The sequence below is a fragment of the Amycolatopsis jiangsuensis genome, assembly GCF_014204865.1.
Classification (GTDB): Bacteria; Actinomycetota; Actinomycetes; order Mycobacteriales; family Pseudonocardiaceae; genus Amycolatopsis; species Amycolatopsis jiangsuensis.
In genome coordinates, this window is record NZ_JACHMG010000001.1 from 6,918,480 (window position 1) to 6,939,251 (window position 20,772).

Genomic DNA, 20,772 nt, shown 5'->3' on the forward strand with positions numbered 1-20,772 from the left:
GAACGGAGCAGCCGGACCGGTCAGTTGACGCAGGGCACACCCTCCGCGGTGATCGGCTTCTCGTCGTTCTCGGTGGCCGGCGGGGCGGACGAGCCCGGCGACGCGGCCGGCGCCTGCACCGCGCCGGACCCACTCGACGAACCGTTGCCGGGCTCGAAGTCCGAGCCGAGGAACACCATCACGTGCCCCTTCGACACGCTCTTGTCCTCCTGCACCGTCGCCTCCACGCCGAGCGCGTCGGCGACCGCCTTGCCGGCCTCCTCACCGCCGCTGGGTACCCAGATCACCGACGTTTTGCGCGAGCTGGCGTTGGCCGTGTCACCGGCGCCGAAACCCTTCCCGGCCAGCTGCTTCGACACGCTCGCGGCCAGGCCGTCGCGGCCGGAGGCGTTGCGCACGTCCACGGTGACGTCCTGGTGCGAGGCGGCCTGCTGCTGCGAGGGCGGGGCCTGCCGCCCCTGCTGCGGCCCGGCGAGGCCCTGCACGAACTCCCGCACCTTGTCCGGGTCGACCTGGACTGCGACCCCGTCGTTCGGGGTGTGGTACTCGACGTTCTCCACCGGAACGGTGCGGAACTCCAGCTGGCCGCCGGTCAGGCCCTTCATCTGCTGGGCGAAGCCGAAGATGTCCCAGTTCTGGTTCAGCGTCACCGATTTCTTGATCGCGTCGATCAGCGCGTTGAGCTTCGACGGGTCGGTCAGCGTGCCCGCGGACAGCACCTTGCGCGCCATCCCGGCCATGAACACCTGCTGGCGCACCACCCGATCGAGGTCACCGCGCGGCAGGCCGTGCCGCTGCCGGACGAACTCGAGCGCCTGCACCCCGGCGATGGTGTGCTGGCCCTTGGTGAATTTCGCACCGGAGTACTCGTCGTCGACGTCGTCGTTCAGGCACACGTCGACGCCGCCGATGGCCTTGGTGATGTCGCTGAACCCGAGCAGGTTGATGGCCGCGTAGTTGTCGATGGTGGAGCCGGTCAGCTCCTCGACCGTGGCGATCAGCTCCTTCGCGCCGGCCTGGTTGGCCTGCACGTCGAGCTGCTTCGGGTCCGTCACGCCCTTCGCCTGCAGGTCTTTGCGGGCCTCCAGCATCGCGCGGGCGTACGCGGAGTTGATCTTGTGCTTTCCGTAGCCGCCGGGGATGTTCACGTACGAATCGCGCGGCAGCGAGATCGCGACGGCCTTGCTGCCGTCGTTCGGGATGTGCACGAAGATCAGCGAGTCGGTGTTCAGCTCGCCGTCGGCCTCCCCGGCGCGCAGCTGCGCGAGCAGTTCGGGGGAGAGCGGATTGCCCTGGGCGTCGGTGCGGCTGTCGAGGCCGACCAGCAGGATGTCGCGGGCGCCGTCGGCGGGCTGGTCGCCGCCGCCGTTCTCGATCACGTTCGCGTAGTTCAGGCCGTCGACCAGGCCCTGCAAGGAAGCCCACGCGTACCCGGTCAGGCCCATCACCAGCAAAGACACCACGGCGACCGCGACTTTCGCGCCGCGCAGCGGATTGCGGCGGGGCCGGACGGGACGCCGGGACGCTCCTCCCGGGCGCGTGCCGGGCGGGGGCTCCCGGCGGGCGCGCGGCGGCGGGGCGGACGGTGGCGGCGTGCGCCGGCCCGTGGCCCGCCCGGGCGGCTCCTGCCAGGAGCGGGCGGGGCGTCGATCGCCTTGCCCGTTCCGAGGCGGGTGGTCCACGCGGTCGGCTCCTTCTCGTCGTTCGTTCGCTCCGGTTCCGGAGACGCCTGTCCTGGGGACGCCTCTTCTGGAGACGCATGGTGCCGGGGCCGGGTTGCGGAGGCTGCGCACCTCCCCCGGCCCGTGTGGTGTGCACCACCATCGTCCGGCATCCAGGGTACTTTCGCCCGGCCGGCGGTATGCGTGTCGCGTGCGTCAGGTCACGGCGCCGGCCGGACGCCGCACCGGCCACACGCACGACCCGGCCGCGACCAGCGCGAACGCCGCGGTGGCGACGTGCAGCACCACGGTGACCGCCCCCGCGGAAACCCCGCCGCCCGCCTCCATCAGCGCGGGCACGCAGGCGACCGCGCAGACCAGCCAGGTCCCCACGCTGGCCGCCGTGGCGGTCCGCACGGTGTGCAGCAGCAGCACGCCGAGCAGCAGGTGCACGAGGCTTTGCACCGGGTCGAACCGCACGCCCATGACGTCCGCGTCGGCGGCCACGTCCCCGAACCGGGCGAGTGCCAGGCCGAACACGCCCAGCGTCGCGTAGCCGATCCCGAGCGCCGCCGCGGCCCGCGTCAGCAACACGGGCACCCGCCCGGTCGGCGGCTCCGGACGGACCGGCGCCGGGGCGGGCTCGTCGCGCACCGCGCGCGGATGCCGTTCGAACCACCAGAACACCAGTCCGGCGGGGACCAGCAGGAGCGCGACGGCCACCGCGGTGCGCGGGCGGAGCAGCCAGGACAGGCCGTCGGCGATCCGGCCGGGCAGGTACACGAGGGCGATCAGCAGCAGCATCGCCGACAGGAACGCCAGATACAGGCTCATCGGCGCGCGAAGCACCAGACTCGTCGCGCGGCTCACCCAGCCGAAGCCGGCCCAGCGGCGCAACGGCGCGGCGAGCAGCCCGGCCAGGCCCAGCTGCGTGACGCCCAGCAGCAGTACCGCCCACGGCGGCGCGGAGAGCGCGGCCGGTGCGCCCGGGCTGCCCAGCAGGATCGGTGAGGTGCCGGACACCGACGTCGCCGCTGCCAGCCCGGTCACGCCGGTGACCGCGGCGACGCCGAGCAGCGGGCGGGGAAGGAGGACGCCGTCTGCGTGCGCGAAGGCCACCTGCTGGGCCAGCAGCGCCAGCGCGAGCGTCGCGCCGTAACGCGGCCACGACGAGCCGGTGCCCACGGCGGCCAGTTCACCGGCCACCACGAACACCGACAGCGCGGCGACCGACCACAGCCGCACGCGGCGGTACAGCGCCAGCAGTACCGGAGCGCTGACGATGGTCAGCAGGTACACCCCCAGCAGCCACAACGGATGCAGCGCGATCCGCATGACCGTCGCGCTGGTGCCCGCCGGGATGCCCAGCAACTCGAGCGCCAGGGGCACGAGGAACGCCACCACGGCGAAGATCAGCGCGGGACGCAGCAGCGGGCTAGCCTGTTCGGCCAGGTAATGCCGGTAACCACGGCCGCGTTCGGCGTGCCAGCCGGCCGCGTTCGCACGCCCGCAGGCGAAGAACAGGACCGGCGCCAGCTGTGCCAGCCAGGTCACCGGCCACCACGCACCCTCCGGCGCGCCCGCCCAGTCGGCCAGCGCGGTCACCGATTCGCCGACCATCAGCAGCACCGCACCGGCCGCGCCGACCACCGCCCACGGCCGGGGCACGCCTCGCCGGAGGAACGGCCGCGGTGACGTGCGACGGGCGGTGAGCCACCCGCGCATCCGGGCGACGAGCAGACAGCCGATCACCAGCACCCCGGCCACCAGCGAACCGATCGGGTCGCCGACCGGAGGTCCCCAGCGCTGGTGCCACGAGTTCACCGTCAGCCCGGATGAATACAGCGACGCGACCACTCCGCAGGTACCTGCGGAGTCCATCGGGTTGATGTCGCACGCGTGGTGCATGTCCGACGACAGCCGGGCGTCCAGCGAGGCCCGTACCTCCGGGCCGAGCGGGTGCCCCTTCTTGTCGGCGTAGCGGAGCAGGTCGTAGCCGAGGTCGTGCGCCTTGCAGGGGACGGCGAAGTCCCACTTGGTGTTGTCGTCGCCCCACGGGGTGGAACAGCCGCCGTCGACGTGCACCGCACGCACCGTGCCGTCGCGAGCCGGCAGCGCGCCCGGTTTGACGTCGGTGACCGCGGTGAAGTCGGACGGCAGCTGGGCGAGCGCCGTCGGCTTCGCGCCCGGGTGGGTCAGCGCGGCGATGGCGTTCTGCGCGGCGAGCACGTCGCCGGTCGGCGGCCCCTGGTCGGGCGGTGCGGCGGGACGTGAGGCGATCACCCCGAAGCCGAACACCACGAGCAGGACGAGCAGCAGCCAGGCAGACGTCGACCAGGGACGTCGCACGCGAACGGCGGCCGGGGCACGGTCGGCTGGCATGCGCTCCAGGGTGCCAGCCTCCGCGGTGTCCCGGCAGGCGGCCGTCCCCCATCGTGGTCCGGGGGCTTTCCGGAAGCGGGGAACCCGGCCACCCCGGCTCAGCCCAGGTCGACGTCCAGATCGATGCCCAGCAGTGCGCTCGCGTTGCCGTGGGCGATCTTGCGCCGGTCGAGTTCGCTGATCGGCGTGCGCTCGATCCAGTCGGCGGCTTCCGCGTTCTCCGAATACGGGTAGTCCACGGAGAACAGGATGTGGTCGGCGCCGACGGTCAGGATCGCGTTGGTCAGCGCGTGGTCGGAGAAGGTCCCGCTGGTGGTGACCCAGATGTTGTCCGCCACGTACTCCGGGATCGTCTTGCGCAACCGCCTGCCGAACGGATTGTCCTCGAACCGGTGCTGGGTGCGCCACAGCAGCGCCGGCAGCCCTTCGCCGAGGTGCCCGACGATCAGCTGCGTGGCCGGGAACCGGTCGAAATGGCCGCCGAGCAGCAGCCGCACCACGTGCGACGCGGTTTCGGTGCCGAAGCCCCAGGTCGCGCCCTTCATCTCGGGATGCCCGGCGTAGGTCTCCAGTCCCGGCCGCGGATGCAGGTACAGCGGCACGTCGAGTTCGGCGACGGCTTCCCAGAACGGGTGGTACTGCTCCTCGTCCAGGTAACTTCCGTGCGCGCTGTCGCCGACGTTGGTGTAGCCGTTGACGAGGACCCCGCGGAACCCCAGTTCGCCGACCGCGCGCCGCAGTTCCGCCGCGGCGCCCGCCGGATCCTGCAACGCGACCGCGGCGAATCCCGAGTACCGGTCCGGCCGCTTCGCGACCTGTTCGGCGAGGAAGTCGTTCTGGCGGCGTGCTTCCGTGGTGGCCGCGACCGGGTCGAGGATGCTCTGGATCCCCGGTGCGGTCAGCGAAAGCACCGAATGCTCGACGCCCGCGGCGGCCATGCTGCCGAGCCGGGCCTCGCCGAACTCGGGCAGCTTCGCCATCACCGGGCGGTAGAACTCCGGCGTCACGCCACCGCGGTCCGCGACGTCGGCGAGCACCTCCGGATCCGCCAGCACCCTGGCCACCTTGTCCGGATGCTCGTAGGCCTCTTCGAGCGCGATCTTCGGCAGCCGGGTCACGAGGTGCTCTCCTCCGGTACGGGAACGTCTGCCGTGCACGGTATCGTTCGCCGCCCGGCGGCTTCGGTTCCCGGCGAAAGTCGCCTCACGCCGCCGGTGGCGGTTCGGTGCTTTCCGCGAACCGCACCTGGTTGCGGCCGCCTTCCTTGGCCGTGTAGACCGCCGCGTCGGCTGCCTGCAGGAGGCTGTCCAGGCTCGCCCCGTCCGGCCCCAGCAGGGCTACCCCGATCGAGGCGGTGCGGCCGCCGATCAGTGCGGAGCCGCCGCGTTTGTCGGTGGTGACGACGCGTTGTTCGGCGATCGCGGTGCGGATGCGTTCGGCGGTCACCTTGGCCGCGGTCGCGTCCGCTTCCGGCAGCAGAACCAGGAACTCCTCGCCGCCGAAACGGCCGGTGATGTCCTTGGGGCGGGTGACCTCGTCGAGGGTCTGCGCGACCGTACGCAACACGTCGTCACCCGCCGGATGGCCGAATGTGTCGTTGATCCACTTGAAATGATCCAGATCGATCATCAACAGCGCCAGGCTTTCCCCGCCACGCACCGCACGGGTCAGCGCGCGTTCCGCGGATTCGGACCAGCCGCGCACGTTGGAGATCCCGGTCTTCGCGTCGGTACGGGCTTCCGACTGCAGTTGGTTGATTTCCGCCAGCCGGTTGCCCAGTACCGTGATCAGCACCAGGATCACGATCGCGGGCGGGATGTTCACCAGCAGAATGGTGGCGATCGTGCCGAGGCCGATCGTGGACAGTTCGAGCAGGTTGTCGTCCTTGGTGCCCAGTACGTTGCGCAGCGTGGGTGTCGCGGTGCCGCCCAGCGCCAGCAGGCCGCCGATCACGATCGCCTGCAGTGCCGCGTAGCAGAACCCGACGAGCATCAGGATCCCGAACACCGGCAGCGAGTTCGACGGCGACAGCCGTGCCAGTTCGGCGGAGGCGAAAGCCTCGAACAGCTCGTGCGCCAGCAGCGCGGACACCGCGTGCGTGAATGAGGTGAACAGGAACTTGTGCGGTGGCCGCCGGGAATTGAACCAGCGCTGCCCGCGCACGATCACCAGCAGCAGCAGGGTGAGGTGGATCGGCAGCAGCAGCGCGCCGGGGAAGACCCAGATGCCGGACAGGTCGATGTGCACGGCCGTCAGCCGGTTGCGACGGCGTTCCTCCTGCCGCCGGGTCAGTTGGATGTGGACGGTCGCGCACACCGCGAGCACCCCGAACCGGCCCCAGTCCAGCAGCGCGGGCCCGGGGGAGGTCACCACGCCCGCGGTCAGCACCGCGATCGCGATCACGTCCCAGGACAACAGGAAAACGATCATCCGCCGTGGTTTGGTCCACAGGTCCCACGACGGCACGGGGTTGCCGGAGATCAGCTCGCGCAGCCGCGTGAGCGCCCCGGGACGCGCCGCAGCGTCGTCCCCGGAAGCCGGCGGCTCACCGTGCGCGGGTCCGGTTCCCGGCATCGGGCAGTGCCTCCTGCCGTGTCTCGTGCGGTTCGCGGATGATTCCCGCTGCCGCTTCGTCCTCGGTTACCGGTATCATCGCATCAGCCGGCCATTCGGCGGTCGTCCGTCGCCTGAGGCAGAATTCGCAGGTGTCCCCGTACTCGGTGGCACCTGCGGAGCAACGGCTCCCGAACCAGCGAAGAAAATTGCGGTACCCGTGTCTCCACCGTCCCCGGAGGTGAGGTGTTTTCCCATGCGTGACCGTGAGGCGTGAATATGCGCGTGCATTTTCCGGTGAATTGTCCCGAACGGAGGTGAAGAACCGTGCGTGACCGCGAGGCGTGAGTTCCGTGACCGAGACGAGAGCGATTCGTGACAATGTGGGTGGAGGTGTGTCCCGTGCGTGACCGCGAAGCATGAAAATGACCGGCGACCCGGTTTCTCCGGCGAAGCGCGACACCGGCCGGAGCGACGAGACGAACACGGGAACCCCGGCACGGGAACCCCGGCGACGGGACGTCTGCACGGCACTGCTGCCGTGGACTTCCTCGGGGCGCCGCTGTGTGTCGACGTCCAGGTAAGGAGACGCCGCACGGGGACCGTCGCACCAACGCCGTCGCGCGGAGACCGCTGCACGCTGAGTCTTGCGGGGTGAGTCCCTGCGCGAGGACTCCTGCGTACTGACCGCTGCACGGAGACCGTTGTGCGGAGCCGCTGGATAGAGACCGCTCCGCGCAGGCCGCTGGACGAAGCCTGCTCCCCGTTGACCGCTCGCCGCAAGCCGCTCCGCGCAGGCCGCTGGACGGAGGCCGCTCACCGCGGGCCGCTTTCCGCAGGCCGCTGCCCGTAAGCCGCTGGACAGTGGCTTCACAGGCCCGAACCGGCCTCGGCTGTGTGCCGGACCCGGGTCCAGGAGAAGGCGGTGGGGATCGCCAGCGCGACGCCGGCCAGGCCGGCCAGTGCGATGGCGGTGACCGCGGAGCCGGTTGCCTCGGCGATCACCCCGCCGAGCGCGACGCCGACTCCCTGCGCGACGCGCAGGCCGGTGCGGTACAGCCCGCCGGCGCCGCCGCGCAGGTCGTTCGGCACCCAGGTGGAGAACGTGGCCGTCACGGTGATGATGTAGGCCCCCGTCGCGCCGGCCAGCGCGAGCAGTACGAGCGCGAGCACCAGGTTCGGCTGCAGCAGGAACAGCGCCAGCAGGGCGAGCGACGCCGTCGCCAGCACGCCGAGCAGGCGCTGGCGGACCCGGGCGGACGCGAACCTCGACAGCAGGAACGCCCCGGCGACGAAGCCGAGCGGGTCCGCGGCGAGCAGCCAGCCGACCGCCGCGGACGGTGCGTGCAGCTGCTGCGCCAGCGGCGCGGCCAGCCCTTCGGGCACCACCGCCAGCCCCACCAGCCAGGACAGCGCGATCAGCACCCGGAGCCGGCGCTGCCCGAAGACCCAGCGCGTGGCGGAGAACCAGGTGCTGTGCTCGCCGCCCGCGGCAGGCCGGTCGCGCACCCAGACCCGGACGATGACCGCGGCCACCGCGAAGCTCACCGCGTCGATCGCCAGCGCCCAGGACGTGCCGACCGCGGTCACCAGCAGCCCGCCGCCGGCCAGGCCGAGCAGCTGCACCGTGTTCGTGGTGATCCCGCGCAGGTCCTGGCTGCGCAGGTACAGCTCGTCGTCGTCGAACACCTCGCGGGTGATCGCGTTCTGCGCGGCGTTCGCCGGCGAGGCGGCCAGCTGCACCGCCACCAGCAGCAGGCACAGCACGACCAGCGGCATCCCCGGCACGCTCATCAGCCCGACCAGTACCGCCTGCGCCGCCGCGCTCACGCTCAGCACCGCGCGCCGCGGATAGCGATCGGCCAGGAAGGACAGGCCGAGGCCGCCGGCCAGCGCGGGCAGGAAGGTCAGCGCGTAGACCACCGCGGCCCACAGCGCCGATCCGGTGCGGTGGTAGACCAGGATGGAGAGCGCGACCTTCGCCAGCTGGTCGCCCGCGCTCGAGATGGCCTCGGCCGCCCACAGCACGCGGTACTCGACGTTCCGCAGCGGCGCGGTCAGCGCTGCTGTCGCGTCGGTCGTCACGAGTCGATCACTTCCCCCTCCCCGGCCGGGTGAACATCGGGTGCCCGTCCGCATTCTGCCCGCGGCGGTGACGACTCCGGCCGGGACGTCACATTCCGCGCCGGTCCGCTCCCCGGCGCAACCGTCAGTATGCCGCCGATCACGCGCCGGTGTCCTGGTTTCCCGATCAGGCGTGCGGGATCGGGTGATCTGCTGCCGGATACGCGGAGCAGATCGGCCGTCCCTCGTTCGGCGCAGACCGCCCGCCGCTCGCCGCCGCCGGCGCGCCCGTTGCGCCGAATGGCCCAACACTGGAAGTGACTCGGCGGGACAGCCCCTCGTCCCGCCGGGCACGTGACGGGGAGTGGGTATGGACAGGCTCATGCAGGACCTCATGCGGGACAAGGCCGTGGTCGTGACCGGCGCCGGACGCGGGCTCGGGAAGGCGTTCGCCGTGCACCTCGCCAGGGCCGGCGGCGCGGTGGTGTGCAACGACGTCGACGCCGAGCCGGCCGAGCGGACGGCGGCGGCCATCCGCGCGCACGGCGGCCGTGCGGTCGCGAGCGGGCACAGCGTGGCCGACCCGGCACAGGCGCAGGCGATCGTGGATCGCTGCGTGGCCGAGTTCGGCCGGATCGACGGCCTGGTCAACAACGCCGGGCTCAACTACGAGGCGCTGCCATGGGAGGACGACGCCGAGCAGGCCAGGCGGCTGGTCGAGGTGAACGTGCTCGGAGTGATGTACACCGGGCTGGCCGCGATCCGCGCGATGGTCGACTCCGGTACCGGTGGTTCGATCGTGAACATCTCGTCCGGGGCGTCACTCGGTCAGCGCAAGCTGGGCGCCTACTCGGCGAGCAAGGGCGCGGTCGCCTCGCTGACCTACTCGTGGGCGCTCGACCTGGAGGAGTCCGGCGTGCGCGTGAACGCGGTGTGCCCGGTCGCGCACACCCGCATGGTGTGGAAGTCGGAGCGGGCGCTGCGCGCGTGCCCGCCCGAACGCACCCCGGACCGGATCGCGCCGGTCGTGCTGTTTCTGCTCGGTCCGGGTTCGCACGGCATCACCGGGCAGCTGATCCGCTGCAACGGCCCGCAGCTGCACGTGATGGGGCAGCCCTACCTGAAGCAGCCGATCCTGGAACGCCCGGTGTGGGACAGCGAAACCGTGCAGAAGGCGTTCGACGAGGTGTTCTCCGCGCACCTGGAGAACTACGGGCTGGAGAAGCGGGTCCCACCCCGGCTGCGCAAGTGGACCGACACCTCCAGCCGGATCGCCTGACGTCCCGCGCGGCCGGCTCAGCCGGGGTAGAGCTCGCCGATGGCCGTGGCGTAGCGGTCGTCGATCACCCGGCGCTTGAGCTTCAGCGTGGGGGTCAGCTCACCGGATTCCGGCGTCCACGTGTGGCTGATCAGGTGGTAGCGCTTGATCTGCTCGATCCGCGCCAGCCGGCCGTTCGCCGACGCGACCGCGCGGTCGATCTCGGCACGCACTTTCTCGTGCGTGGCCAGCGCGTCGAGGTCGGCCGCCTCGATGCCGTTGGCCGCGGCCCAGCCGGGGGCGATCTCGTCGTCGAGCACGATCAGCGCGGTCACGTACGGCCGTCCGTCGCCGATCGCGACCGCCTTGCCGATCAGCGGGTGCTCCGTCAGCAGTCCCTCGATCCGCGTCGGCGCGATGTTCTTGCCGCTGGAGGTGATGATCAGTTCCTTCTTGCGGTCGGTGATCGAGACGAAGCCGTCCTCGTCGATCGTGCCGATGTCGCCGGTGGCGAACCAGCCCTCGGCGTCCGTCGCCGGGGCGATCGCACCGTCCTCCTGCAGGTAGCCGAGGAACACGATGGGTCCGCGCACGAGTAGTTCGCCGTCTTCGGCGACCTTCACCTCGACGCCCTCGAGCGGCTGCCCGACGCTGCCCGCGCGGAACGACAGGGCGCTGTTCGTGGTGGCCGCGCCGGTGGTTTCGGACAGGCCCCAGACCTCCTTGATCTCGACGCCCAGCCCGGCGAGGAAGTACAGCACCTCCAGCGGCAGCGCGGCCGCGCCGCTGGAAGCCACGACGAGCTGGTCCAGCCCGAGCAGCGCGCGCACCGGCGCGAGCACGGTCTCGTCGGTCTCCGCGATCCGGGCAGCCAGCTCGGCCGGCACCTCCTCGCCGGCGCTGCGCAGCTTGTAGCCCTGCTGCAGCAGTTCGTTGGCCGACACCAGCGCTTCACGCCGGTCCTCCGGCACCCCGGCGAGCATGTTCTTCAAGCCCGCCACCATCTTTTCCCACACCCGCGGGACACCGAAAAAGCTCTGCGGATGCACCTGGGCCAGCGCCGCGACCACGCCGGAGGCGTCGGCCACGGTGTGCACGTGGCCCGCCCAGAGGGTCGGCAGGTAGATCGACAGCTCCCGCTCGGCGACGTGCGCCAGCGGTAGATACGCGATGTTGGTGGCGTACAACGGAGTTCGGTGCACGCGCCCGACCGCGTACCCCTCGTGGATCGCGTTGCGGTGCGAGAGCACGACGCCCTTGGGATCACCGGTGGTGCCGGAGGTGTAGATCATCGACAGCGGATCGTCCGGGCCGATCGCCTGCCAGGCCCGTTCGAACGCCTCCGGATCCTCGGCGAGCGAGCTGCGGCCCGCCTCGCGCACCGCCGAGTACGGGACGAACCGCTCGTCCCCGGCCGGGATCGCGTCCTCGTCGAGCATCACGACGTACCGCAGCGCGGGCAGTTCGTCGAGCACCGTCAGCCAGCGGGCCAGCTCGTCCTCGCCGGCCAATACGACGACCGGGGCGGCGCTGTGCCGGGCGACGTAACGGATCTGGACCGGGCTGAGCGTCGCGTAGGCAGTGCACGAGATCGCGCCGAGGTGTACCGCCGCGAGGTCGGCGACCAGGTGCGCCGGCGAACTCGGCGCCATGATCAGCATCCGGTCGCGGCGGGAGAGCCCGAGTCCGGCCAGGCCGCGGGACACCTCGGCGATCTCATCGCGGAACTCGTGCCAGGTGAGCGTGGGCTGCCCGGGCAGGTCCAGCGAGGTGACCGCCGGGTGGTCGCCGTACTCGACGGCATTGCGGTGCAGCAGGCGCGGGATCGTCTGGCCCTCGGCCAGTTCGGACGCGGTCTGCTCGGTGGCTGCGGTCTGCGAGGTGGTCAACGCCGGCCCCTCCTGGACGAGGATTCGTGGTGCCGGTCACTGTAGGACCTCCCGGCCGGTGGGAACAGAGAATCGCGGCCAGTCAGCGGTGACCGCCGTTCGCGCCCGGACAGGCATTCCCGCACCGGCCGCCGCGATGGTTTCCACTGGTTGCTGCGGCCGTCCGCACCGGCTGCTGCGGTCGGCTTCACCTGCCGCCGCGGTCGTCCCCCGGCGTCGTCGCCCTGGCTGTTTGAATGGGGGCGACCCCGTCTGTGAGGAGTGCCGATGACCGAGCCGCTCGCCGTTCGTGAGCTGGCCGCCGCGCTCGACGCCGCCGATCCGCTGGCCGCGAAACGTGCGGAGTTCGACCTCGATCCGGCCGTCGCGTACTTCGACGGCAACTCGCTCGGCGCGCCGCCGAAGCACGTCGCGGGACGGCTGGCCGCGGTCGTGCGCGAACAGTGGGGCGGGCGGCTGATCCGTTCGTGGGCCGAGGGCTGGTGGGACGCGCCGGTCCGGGTCGGGGAGCGGATCGCTCCGCTGGTCGGCGCCGCGCCGGGACAGGTCGTGGTGTCCGATTCGACGAGCGTGGACCTGTTCAAGACGCTCGTCGCCGCGGTGCGGGCGAATCCGGGGCGAGACGAGATCCTGCTCGACGCGGCGACCTTCCCCACCGACGGGTACGTGGCCGCGCAGGTCGCCCGGCTCACCGGGCACACCCTGCGCCGGGTGCCGCTGGACGAACTGTCCGCCGCGGCAGGCGAACGGACCGCGGTCGTGCTGGCGAACCACGTCGATTACGTCAGCGGCCGGCTGCACGACATGGCCGAGGGCACCGCGGCCGCGCACCGGGCGGGGGCCCTGATGGTCTGGGACCTCTGCCACAGCGTGGGTGCGGTCCCGGTCCGGCTCGACGGCTGCGAAGTGGACTTCGCCGTCGGCTGCACGTACAAGTTCCTCAACGGCGGCCCGGGCTCGCCCGCTTTCGTGTATCTGGCCCGCCGGTGGCAGGAGACGTTCGACCAGCCGCTGGCCGGCTGGGCCGGACACGCCGACCCGTTCGCGATGGAGGCGGGTTACCGCGGCGCGGCCGGGGTGGGCCGGGCCCGTTCGGGTACCCCGGACATGCTGTCGCTGCTGGCGCTCGACGCCGCCCTCGACGTATGGGACGACGTCGATTTCGCGGTAGTCCGGGAAAAAGGCCTCGCGCTCGGTGACTTCTTCTTCCGCTGCCTCGACGAAATCCTCCCCGGCGCGGACGTGCCGACCCCGCGGGATCACGCGCGTGGGCACCAGATCTCCGTGCGTGACCCGGGTGGGGAGCCGGTGATGGCCGCGTTGCACGAGCGCGGGGTGCTCGGCGACTTCCGGCCACCGGACGTGCTGCGGTTCGGGCTGGCGCCGTTGTACACAACGTACGCGGAAGTACTGCGGGCAGTCACGACCTTGCGGGAAGTCCGCGAATCCTTGCACTGAAAGCCGAACAGATTTCACGACAATTCGTCGCGCGGTCGGGAGTGCGTTTCCGCGCTCCCCTTTTCGGGTGACTGCAGGGGTCGGTGACGCCTGCGGTCCGGGTATGCTTGATGCTTGCTTTTGCGCTGGTCGGAGCCGGGTCGTGAGGGGGAAGGCCCGGGATGTCCGGCGTGCCTTTCCGGGGTTGAAAGGGGTCGGTGATGATCCAGGCCCGCGGCCGTGCGATACCGGTTTCCGCTGTGGTGACCTTGCTGATCGGGGTGGTGCTCGGATTTCTCGTGGCGCGCTTCGGCGGTTACCTCGTGCGGTATCCGGTCGAGACGGCGCTCGTCGCCGTGCTGATCGGGTCGGTGCTGGTGCTCGGCTGGGCATGCCGGGAGATGCTGCGCGACCTCGTTCCGTTTCGTCGCCGCGCTGCCGGGCCCGAGCCCGAGCCGCCCGCTGCGCCGCGGTTGTCACTGGCCCGTACACCGGACGGCGTTCGGCGCTGACGAGCCGTCAGCGCCGAACCGGGTTCAGCGGCGGCGCAGCCGGTCGAGCGCGAACGCACCCGGCCCCACGACGGCGATCGCGAGGAACACCCAGGAGTACAGCGCGGCGGGCTCGCCCATGTTCTGCAGCGGCAGCAGTCCGAGCGGCGCGTGCACGGTGAAGTAGGCGTACGCCATCACCCCGGACAGCACGATCGCCGCAGCCCGCGTGTACAGCCCGGCAAGCACCAGCAGCGCGCCGGCGACCTCGATCGCGGAGGCCCACCAGCCCGGCCACTGTCCGAACGGCACTGCCATCCCGTGCCCGTCGACCCCGCCGAGCAGGCCGAAGCCCTGAGCGCCGTGGCAGAGGAACAGGACCGACACGACGATCCGGAACAGCCCGAGCACCACCGGACGGGCCCGATCGGGCAGCGGCCGGGTGGCGGCCGTCGAGGTGCCGGGATCCGGAACGAGGCCGGCCGAGTCGGGAGCGGCTGCGGTCGAGGTGACTGCGGGAGCGGTCGGTGCGACGGTGGAGGTGACTGCGGCTGCGGGAGCGGTCGGTGCGGCAGTGGAGGTACGCATGATGGTGGTCCTTCCGGGTTCTCGGCTGCTTGCACCTACGCGTCGAACGGCCCGGCCGCGGATCGACACCGCGGCGAAAAGTTTTTCCCGCCCGGTTCGATGCCGCTGCGGGCGGGGCGGGCAGACTGGGCCGATGGCTGTCAGGCGCAGCGCGGGGCTGCTGCTCTACCGCCGGTCCTCCGGGGACCGGGTCGAGGTTCTGCTCGGGCACATGGGCGGGCCGTTCTGGGCGAAGAAGGACGAAGCGGCGTGGTCGCTGCCGAAAGGGGAACTGGAGGACGGCGAGGAGCCCGAGGCCGCGGCCCGCCGCGAGTTCGCCGAGGAGCTGGGGCTGCCCGCGCCGGACGGGCCGCTGCGGCCGCTGGGCGAGGTGCGCCAGTCCGGCAAGGTCGTCACGGCCTGGGCGGTGGAGGCGGACCTGGACCCGGCCGAGGTCGTGCCCGGCACGTTCGAGCTGGAGTGGCCGCCGCGTTCCGGGAAGCTGCAACAGTTCCCCGAGGTCGACCGCGTCGCGTGGTTCGACCTGGACACGGCACGCGAAAAGCTGGTGAAGGGCCAGCGAGCGTTCCTGGACCGGCTGGCATCCGGCTGAGCCGCTTGGCCCGGCTGACGCACTGGCCCTGCTGAGGCACACGGGCTCGGGGGCGGACCGGAATCCGGTCCGCCCCCGAGTCATCGAGTGGTCAGAACCAGTGTGCGCGGCCGCCGATGCGACGGCCGGTGCCGCCCAGGATCGCCAGTACCGCACCGATGACCACCAGCGCGATGCCGATGCTCCACAGCACGGGGATACTCGCGATGAATCCGATGACGAGCAGAATGACGCCCAGAATGATCACGTAAACCTCATCCTTCTCTCGGTGGGGACCTTCTGAAGAAACGGTTACCACCCAGCGGCCCGCGGCAAACCGAAGCGCTACCCGAACCGGGTCAGCAGCTCGTCCAGCGAGGTCGCGGTGAACGAGGGCAGGACGAGGTCCGCGTCGCCGAAGTCCAGCGGCGCGGTGATCGGGTTCGGCACCGCGACCGTGGTGAGTGCGGCGGCTTTCGCGGCCGCGACGCCGTGGGGCGAGTCCTCGAAGGCGAGGGCTTCCGTCGCCGGGACCGCCAAGGCGCGCAGCACGGCGAGGTAGGTGTCCGGACGGGGTTTCGCCGGATGACGGTCCCCGGTCGCCACCGAGGTGAAGCGGGCAGCGAGGCCGAGCCGGTCGAGCTGGCCGCACACCCAGCCCGCCGACGAGCTCGACGCGACTCCCAGTGCGAGACCCCGCGTGGCAGCTTCGTCGAGGTAGGCGAGCACGCCCTCGCGCGGTCCGCCGTCGGCCAGCAGCTCGCGCACGCGGGCCCGCATCGCGGGCCGCAGCGCCTCCGGGTCGACCTCGCCGACGTGTTCACGCAGCAGTGCGAACATCGTGGCCGCGGTGTTCTGGGTGCCGATGACCGTGTGCCAGACGTCGAGGGGGAGCGGCACCCCGTGGCTGTCGAACATTTCCTGCCACGACTGCAGGACGGCGGCTTCGGTGTCGGCGAGGGTGCCGTCGAAGTCGAAGATCAGCGCGCGGATCGCCATCGCCTCAGCCGCTGCGCAGGGTGAGCAGGGCGATCTCGTTCGGCGCGAACACCCGGAACGGCGGACCCCAGAACCCCGCGCCGCGGCTGGTGTAGAGCTGGGTGCGCGAACCGTGCCGGGTGAGCCCGGACAGCGCCCGCTGGTCGAGCCGCACGAGCAGGTGGAAGGGCCAGATCTGTCCTCCGTGCGTGTGCCCGGAGACCTGCAGGTCCACGCCGGCCTCCCGGGCCTGGACGACCTGCTTGGGCTGGTGCGCGAGCAGGAACACCGGCACGTCCGGATCGACGCCGGCCAGCGCGGCGGGCAGGTCCGGACCGTGCCCCGGCAGCCCGGACGCGGCGCCGGTCGGGTCGTCGACCCCGGCGAACAGCAGCCGCGCGCCGTCGCGTTCGACGAGGGTCGCGCGGTTGTGCAGGGTGTCCCAGCCGAGGTCGGCCATGTGGTCGAGCCAGGCCTGGGCCTCGCCGAAGTACTCGTGGTTGCCGGTGATGTAGAACCGGCCGAGCGGGGCCTCGACACCGCCGAACGGGTCGACCTGCTTGCGCCGCTTGGCGACCGGCCCGTCCGCGAGGTCCCCGCCGTGGCACACGACGTCCGGCCGGAGCCGGTTCAGCTCCGCGACCACCCGTTCCGACCAGCGGGTGCGGTCGATCGGCCCGAAGTGCGTGTCGGTGACGACCGCGACCCGCACCCCGTCCAGCCCGGCGCCGAGCCGCGGCAGTACCACGTCGACCTCGCGGATCGGCGGCACCCGCATCGCGATCCGGTTCCCCGTGGCGAGCAGCACCGCCGCGACGACGACGGTGGCCGCGGCCACGATCCGGGGCCGCGCCGGATCGTCCACCCCGGACAGCAGCAGGACCAGCCGCAGCAGGTGCCCGAGCACGCTCCAGCTGAACAGCACCCAGACCGCGCCGAGCAGGCCGTCCCCGATCCGGGCCGCAGCGTCGCTCTGCCGCGGCCCGTGGCCGAGGTACATGAGCACCGGGAACGCCAGCATGGCCGCGGCGAACAGCACGGTGCCGGTGACCGTCCCGGCCACCGGCCATTCCGGCAGCGCCACGAGCACCGACCAGGGCTCCCCGAACAACAGCAGCAGAACGGCACCCAGCAGGGCACCCCGGCGAAGTCCACGCATGACGGTCGTCTTTCTCTCGGACACGGACCACCCAGCGTAGCCGGATCCGCCGCCGTGGTGCCGCCGTCCGGGTTCCGCACCCGTCCACTGTGCTCAGCGCACGGTCACGAACGCCCGGACCGCCAGCTCTCCACGGTTTCCTCGACGTCCAGCGGCATCGCGCGCAGCGGCGGCCCGTCCTGCGGGCGGCGGTGCGCCTCGCGGATGCGCTCGTCGAGGTCCGTCACGATCTCGCGAACCTTCGCCTCCGTACGGACTTTCGCGAGTTTCGCCGGCAGGTCCTGGATTTCCCGCGGCAGCGCGAGCGAAGGCGGCAGGAACGCGCCGGCCTCCACGGCACCCTCACGGGCACGGCGCAGCGCCCAGTCGGTGGCGGCGTCGCGACCTGTCGGCGGCGGCAGGGGCTTGCCCGCCCCGGGCAGGTCGGCGAAGTCGCCGCGGGCTTCCGCCGCCGCGATCTGGCGGTCCACCCAGGAACCGAACGACGCGCCGGCTGGTTTGCGGTCGGTCACGGTACTCACCTGCCCTCCGCCACCGACGGTAGTGGACGGCGCCGGCGTACGGAGGGGACCAAAGTCCTGAACCTGTGGGTAGGATCCGCCGAAAGCCACCGGCGCAGGGGAGCGCGATGACCGTTGACCGCCGGCCCGCCGGTGCCGATCCGGCCGGCCCCGTACCCCGCGACGAGGTCGACCGCACGCTGGCGCTGCTGTGGCGTGAGCGCGGTGCCGAGCCGTCCGAGCCGATCCGCGGGCGCCGTCCCACGCTCGCCCTCGAGCGGATCATCGCCGCGGCCGTGGAGGTCGCCGACGCCGAGGGGCTGGCCGCCACGTCCATGCACCGGGTCGCCAGGGAACTCGGCGCGGGCACCATGACGCTCTACACCTACGTCGCGGGCAAGACCGAGCTGATCGATCTGATGGTGGACGAAGTCCTGCTGGAGCGACGATTGCCCGCGCCCGGCGAACCGCGGGCCGGTGAATGGCGGGCGCAGGTGACGCTCTACGCCGAGCGCACGCGTGACGCCTACCGCCGGCACCCGTGGCTGCGTGAGACCTCGCGGGTGCGCCCGGTGCTGGGCCCCGGGCAGTTCGCCGGCCAGGAGTACCTGCTGTCCATTATGGACGGACTCGGCCTGCCGGTGCGCGAGGTGGTCGCGGCGGCGAACTGCGTGGCAGGCTACGTCGACGCGAACGCCGCGGTCGAGGCGGAGAGCCGGCACCTCGAACGCAGCACGGGGCAGTCCGACGACGCCTGGTGGAGCCGGCGATCCTCGTTCTGGGACAGCTATTTCGACGTCACCGTGCATCCGGCGATGAACCGGGTCTGGCTGGCGGGCGGTTTCGACCGCGGCACCCGGGAGCAGGCCTCCGACGCCTGCGAATTCGGCCTGGAGCGGTTGCTCGACGGGATCGAGGAACGAGTCGGCCGGCCGCTTACCTGAAGCCCGGACTCACTCTCCGACCGGGAACGGGACCCCGGTCAGCTCCTCCGAAACTGTCCACAAGCGACGCGCGCGGTCCGGATCGCGGTCGGCGGCCGGTGCGGTACCGGGCACCGGGCGGCCGGCGCCGAGACGTGCCGGTCCGAAGTAGCTGCCGCCCTCGGCTGCCGGGTCCACCGCGGCGCGCACGGCCGGCCATGCGCCGTGATCCTTGCCCTGGAACAGGGGCGCCAGCAGCCCGAACGCGGGGACCCGGGTGCTGATGCCGGGCCGGTCCGGGGTGCGGCGGTCGAGGCTGAACCCGGGTTGTGCCAGCACCGATCGCACCGGGGAGCCCGCCGCGCGCAGCCGCCGGTCCAGTTCGAACCCGAAGGACTGCACGGCGTGCTTGGACTGGGCGTAGGAGCGGAAATCCGAATAGGACCGTCGTGACTGCAGATCGTCCACATCGAACGGTCGCAGCCGGGTGATCAGACTGCCCATCGGCACGACCCTGGCGGCCGAAGCGGTGAGCACCGGCATGGCCAGCGCGGTCAACGCGAAATGGCCGAGATGGTTGGTGCCCATGGCCAGCTCGAATCCCTGCGCGGTGGTCCGCCGCACGCGGCCCGGTGCGGTGACCCCCGCGTTCTCGATCAGCGCGTCGATCCGGCCGCGCCGCACGAGTTCCCCGGCCGCCCGGCCGACGGAGTCCAGATCCGCCAGGTCGAGCGGGATGGTGCTCACCTCGGCGCAGGCCACCTGTGCGCGCAGCGCGGCGAGCGCGGTACGCAGCCGCTCCGGTGAACGGCCGAGCAGCACCACGTGCGCGCCCGCGGCGGCCAGTTGCTCGCAGGCGAAGTAGCCGATCCCCGCGTTGCCCCCGGTCACCGCGAAGGTGCGGCCGGACAGGTCGGGCAGGGCTTCGGGGTTCCAGGCCACGTTCGCTCCAGTGCTCGGCAGTGCCCGCACTATACGAACGCCCGCGCTATCCGAACGCCGCCGCGCTCACTTCGTGGGCGAGGTGGTGGTCTGGGGCGTGCTGCTGCTCGAGTCCCCGCCCGGGGACGTGGTAGTGGTGCTCGGGCACGACGGGTCGCCGGACGCCGGCGTGCTGCTCTCCGGCTCGCTGCTCTCGGGCGTGGTGCTCGTCGGCGTGGTGGAGCACGAGGGAGTCGTGCTCGTCGGCGTCGTGGAAGTGGGCGTCGTGGACGTCGGGGTCGTGGACGTCGGGGTCGTGGAGGTCGGCGTGGTCGAGGTCGGCGTCGTGGACGTGGGTGAACTGCTCGTCGGCAACTGGGTCGGCGTGCCGGGGTCGGAGGACACCGGTGGCGGCGGCGGGGCGGGCGCACCCGCCGGGCTGCCCGCCGCGGCCTGGTCGGCACCCGGGCCGGGCGGTGCGCCGATCGGCACCTGGCTGTCGGGCAGGTGCGAGACCCCGGCGCGGTAGGCCGCCGCGTAGCCCAGCACCAGGTCCACGTAGGACTGTGAGTTGTTGTACCGGCGGACCGCGACGGCCTGCGTGGCCGGGTCGGACAGGTCCAGCCCGCCGGAGCACAGGTACCGCGCGGTGGCGAGGGTCTCGTCGTAGACGTTGTTCGGGTCCGACACCCCGTCGCCGTTGCCGTCGGAGGCGTAGCCCGCCCAGGTGGAGGGGATGAACTGGGTCGCACCGACCGCGCGGTCCCAGACCTGGTCGCCGTCGTAGCGGCCGCCGTCGGTGTCGCGGATCGCGGCGAACGCGCCGGAGCCGTCCAGTACCGGGCCGAGGATGCGTTCCAGCGTGGTGCCGCTGCTGTCGACGTAGCCGCCGCGCGCGTGATTCGACTCGACCCGGCCGATCGCCGCGATCAGCGCCCAGTCGAGGTGGCAGCCGGGCTGCTCCCCGGCCATGATGTCGGCGGCGTTGCGGTAGGCCTTGAGCATGCTCTCCGGGATGCCGAGCGGGCCGGACGGCGCGGCGGATCCGGTGCCGGGGTGGTAGCCGGGCACGGCCAGCGCCTGGGGCACGGGCGGCTGCGGCAGGCTGCCGTCCACGCCGATCGGCGGCAGGGTGATGCCCGGCGGCAGAGCGGGAGCGGCCTGCGCGGACTGCCCGTCGGAGGCGGTGCGGAACGGCACCGGGAGCCCGGACGAGGTCACCGTGGGCAGCACCACGAGCGCGCCGCCGGCGAGTGCGGCGACCGCCCGGCTCCGGACCGACCGCGATTGCGCGCGGCGCCGGCTTTTCGCCATCCGTCTCTCCCCGCCTGTCGTGGATGCCTGTCTTGGAGCCACCGAGGGCCAAGCTAGCCGATGAATACCCGTTTCGGTGACGG

The 20,772-nt window shown here is 72.0% G+C and carries 18 protein-coding genes; 5 read left to right on the forward strand and 13 right to left on the reverse strand.

From position 1 onward, the window contains the following. Positions 1-20: 20 nt before the first annotated feature. The 5 genes from BJY18_RS31520 to BJY18_RS31540 form a co-directional block, all read right to left on the reverse strand. A complete protein-coding gene (locus tag BJY18_RS31520; protein ID WP_446680352.1) occupies positions 21-1,682 on the reverse strand; it encodes an LCP family protein in 1,662 nt (553 codons plus the stop codon). A 195-nt stretch (positions 1,683-1,877) separates the two neighbouring features. Beyond that, positions 1,878-4,043: a phospholipase A2 family protein gene (locus BJY18_RS31525; protein WP_184783516.1), complete on the reverse strand. Its 2,166-nt coding sequence runs from the start codon at positions 4,041-4,043 to the stop codon at positions 1,878-1,880. A 98-nt stretch (positions 4,044-4,141) separates the two neighbouring features. Further along, entirely contained in the window at positions 4,142-5,161 is a 1,020-nt protein-coding gene (locus BJY18_RS31530) for an amidohydrolase family protein (RefSeq protein ID WP_184783517.1), read from the reverse strand. Positions 5,162-5,246: 85 nt separating this feature from the next. After that, positions 5,247-6,617, reverse strand: a complete 1,371-nt coding sequence (locus BJY18_RS31535) for a GGDEF domain-containing protein (RefSeq protein ID WP_184783518.1) — start codon at positions 6,615-6,617, stop codon at positions 5,247-5,249. A gap of 849 nt (positions 6,618-7,466) precedes the next feature. Then, positions 7,467-8,657 carry an MFS transporter gene (locus BJY18_RS31540; protein ID WP_184784962.1) on the reverse strand — a complete coding sequence of 397 codons (1,191 nt, stop codon included), beginning with the start codon at positions 8,655-8,657 and terminating at the stop codon, positions 7,467-7,469. Positions 8,658-9,042: 385 nt separating this feature from the next. Between BJY18_RS31540 and BJY18_RS31545 the strand changes: the two genes are divergently transcribed. After that, on the forward strand, positions 9,043-9,939 hold the full coding sequence (locus BJY18_RS31545; protein ID WP_184784963.1) for an SDR family NAD(P)-dependent oxidoreductase: 897 nt from the start codon (positions 9,043-9,045) through the stop codon (positions 9,937-9,939). Positions 9,940-9,956: 17 nt separating this feature from the next. Here BJY18_RS31545 and BJY18_RS31550 read toward each other — a convergent pair whose 3' ends face one another. Next, a complete protein-coding gene (locus BJY18_RS31550; RefSeq protein WP_184783519.1) occupies positions 9,957-11,807 on the reverse strand; it encodes an AMP-dependent synthetase/ligase in 1,851 nt (616 codons plus the stop codon). A 267-nt stretch (positions 11,808-12,074) separates the two neighbouring features. On the opposite strand from BJY18_RS31550, the gene kynU reads away from it, so the two are divergent. Both kynU and BJY18_RS31560 read left to right on the forward strand, forming a co-directional pair. After that, positions 12,075-13,265: a kynureninase gene (gene kynU / locus BJY18_RS31555; protein ID WP_184783520.1), complete on the forward strand. Its 1,191-nt coding sequence runs from the start codon at positions 12,075-12,077 to the stop codon at positions 13,263-13,265. Between the two features lie 200 nt (positions 13,266-13,465). Further along, positions 13,466-13,756 carry a hypothetical protein gene (locus BJY18_RS31560; protein WP_184783521.1) on the forward strand — a complete coding sequence of 97 codons (291 nt, stop codon included), beginning with the start codon at positions 13,466-13,468 and terminating at the stop codon, positions 13,754-13,756. A 24-nt stretch (positions 13,757-13,780) separates the two neighbouring features. On the opposite strand, the gene BJY18_RS31565 is transcribed toward BJY18_RS31560, so the two are convergent. After that, the gene (locus BJY18_RS31565) at positions 13,781-14,323 is read right to left on the reverse strand and encodes a DoxX family protein (RefSeq protein WP_184783522.1); all 543 of its coding nucleotides are present in this window, start codon (positions 14,321-14,323) and stop codon (positions 13,781-13,783) included. A 133-nt stretch (positions 14,324-14,456) separates the two neighbouring features. Here BJY18_RS31565 and BJY18_RS31570 point away from each other — a divergent pair, with 133 nt between their 5' ends. After that, positions 14,457-14,915 carry an NUDIX hydrolase gene (locus BJY18_RS31570; RefSeq protein WP_184783523.1) on the forward strand — a complete coding sequence of 153 codons (459 nt, stop codon included), beginning with the start codon at positions 14,457-14,459 and terminating at the stop codon, positions 14,913-14,915. Between the two features lie 91 nt (positions 14,916-15,006). On the opposite strand, the gene BJY18_RS31575 is transcribed toward BJY18_RS31570, so the two are convergent. The 4 genes from BJY18_RS31575 to BJY18_RS31590 form a co-directional block, all read right to left on the reverse strand. Then, positions 15,007-15,162, reverse strand: a complete 156-nt coding sequence (locus BJY18_RS31575; RefSeq protein ID WP_184783524.1) for a hypothetical protein — start codon at positions 15,160-15,162, stop codon at positions 15,007-15,009. 77 nt (positions 15,163-15,239) lie between these two features. Beyond that, on the reverse strand, positions 15,240-15,893 hold the full coding sequence (locus BJY18_RS31580; protein ID WP_184783525.1) for an HAD family hydrolase: 654 nt from the start codon (positions 15,891-15,893) through the stop codon (positions 15,240-15,242). 4 nt (positions 15,894-15,897) lie between these two features. Continuing rightward, entirely contained in the window at positions 15,898-17,031 is a 1,134-nt protein-coding gene (locus tag BJY18_RS31585) for a metallophosphoesterase (RefSeq protein ID WP_184784964.1), read from the reverse strand. 104 nt (positions 17,032-17,135) lie between these two features. Continuing rightward, positions 17,136-17,543 carry a DnaJ family domain-containing protein gene (locus tag BJY18_RS31590; RefSeq protein ID WP_184784965.1) on the reverse strand — a complete coding sequence of 136 codons (408 nt, stop codon included), beginning with the start codon at positions 17,541-17,543 and terminating at the stop codon, positions 17,136-17,138. Positions 17,544-17,659: 116 nt separating this feature from the next. Here BJY18_RS31590 and BJY18_RS31595 point away from each other — a divergent pair, with 116 nt between their 5' ends. Continuing rightward, positions 17,660-18,475 carry a TetR/AcrR family transcriptional regulator gene (locus BJY18_RS31595; RefSeq protein ID WP_184783526.1) on the forward strand — a complete coding sequence of 272 codons (816 nt, stop codon included), beginning with the start codon at positions 17,660-17,662 and terminating at the stop codon, positions 18,473-18,475. Between the two features lie 9 nt (positions 18,476-18,484). Here BJY18_RS31595 and BJY18_RS31600 read toward each other — a convergent pair whose 3' ends face one another. Together BJY18_RS31600 and BJY18_RS31605 are read right to left on the reverse strand one after the other, a co-directional pair. Beyond that, a complete protein-coding gene (locus tag BJY18_RS31600; protein WP_184783527.1) occupies positions 18,485-19,396 on the reverse strand; it encodes an SDR family NAD(P)-dependent oxidoreductase in 912 nt (303 codons plus the stop codon). 66 nt (positions 19,397-19,462) lie between these two features. Next, positions 19,463-20,689 carry a lytic transglycosylase domain-containing protein gene (locus BJY18_RS31605; protein ID WP_184783528.1) on the reverse strand — a complete coding sequence of 409 codons (1,227 nt, stop codon included), beginning with the start codon at positions 20,687-20,689 and terminating at the stop codon, positions 19,463-19,465. Between the last annotated feature and the right edge of the window lie 83 nt (positions 20,690-20,772).

Coding starts and splice junctions, on each gene's coding strand:
- BJY18_RS31570 (WP_184783523.1), top strand. CDS start 14,457: ATGGCTGTCAGGCGCAGCGCGGGGCTGCTGCTCTACCGCCGGTCCTCC.
- BJY18_RS31535 (WP_184783518.1), bottom strand. CDS start 6,617: ATGCCGGGAACCGGACCCGCGCACGGTGAGCCGCCGGCTTCCGGGGAC.
- BJY18_RS31580 (WP_184783525.1), bottom strand. CDS start 15,893: ATGGCGATCCGCGCGCTGATCTTCGACTTCGACGGCACCCTCGCCGAC.
- BJY18_RS31595 (WP_184783526.1), top strand. CDS start 17,660: ATGACCGTTGACCGCCGGCCCGCCGGTGCCGATCCGGCCGGCCCCGTA.
- BJY18_RS31565 (WP_184783522.1), bottom strand. CDS start 14,323: ATGCGTACCTCCACTGCCGCACCGACCGCTCCCGCAGCCGCAGTCACC.
- BJY18_RS31605 (WP_184783528.1), bottom strand. CDS start 20,689: ATGGCGAAAAGCCGGCGCCGCGCGCAATCGCGGTCGGTCCGGAGCCGG.
- BJY18_RS31545 (WP_184784963.1), top strand. CDS start 9,043: ATGCAGGACCTCATGCGGGACAAGGCCGTGGTCGTGACCGGCGCCGGA.
- BJY18_RS31560 (WP_184783521.1), top strand. CDS start 13,466: ATGATCCAGGCCCGCGGCCGTGCGATACCGGTTTCCGCTGTGGTGACC.
- BJY18_RS31585 (WP_184784964.1), bottom strand. CDS start 17,031: ATGCGTGGACTTCGCCGGGGTGCCCTGCTGGGTGCCGTTCTGCTGCTG.
- BJY18_RS31525 (WP_184783516.1), bottom strand. CDS start 4,043: ATGCCAGCCGACCGTGCCCCGGCCGCCGTTCGCGTGCGACGTCCCTGG.
- kynU (WP_184783520.1), top strand. CDS start 12,075: ATGACCGAGCCGCTCGCCGTTCGTGAGCTGGCCGCCGCGCTCGACGCC.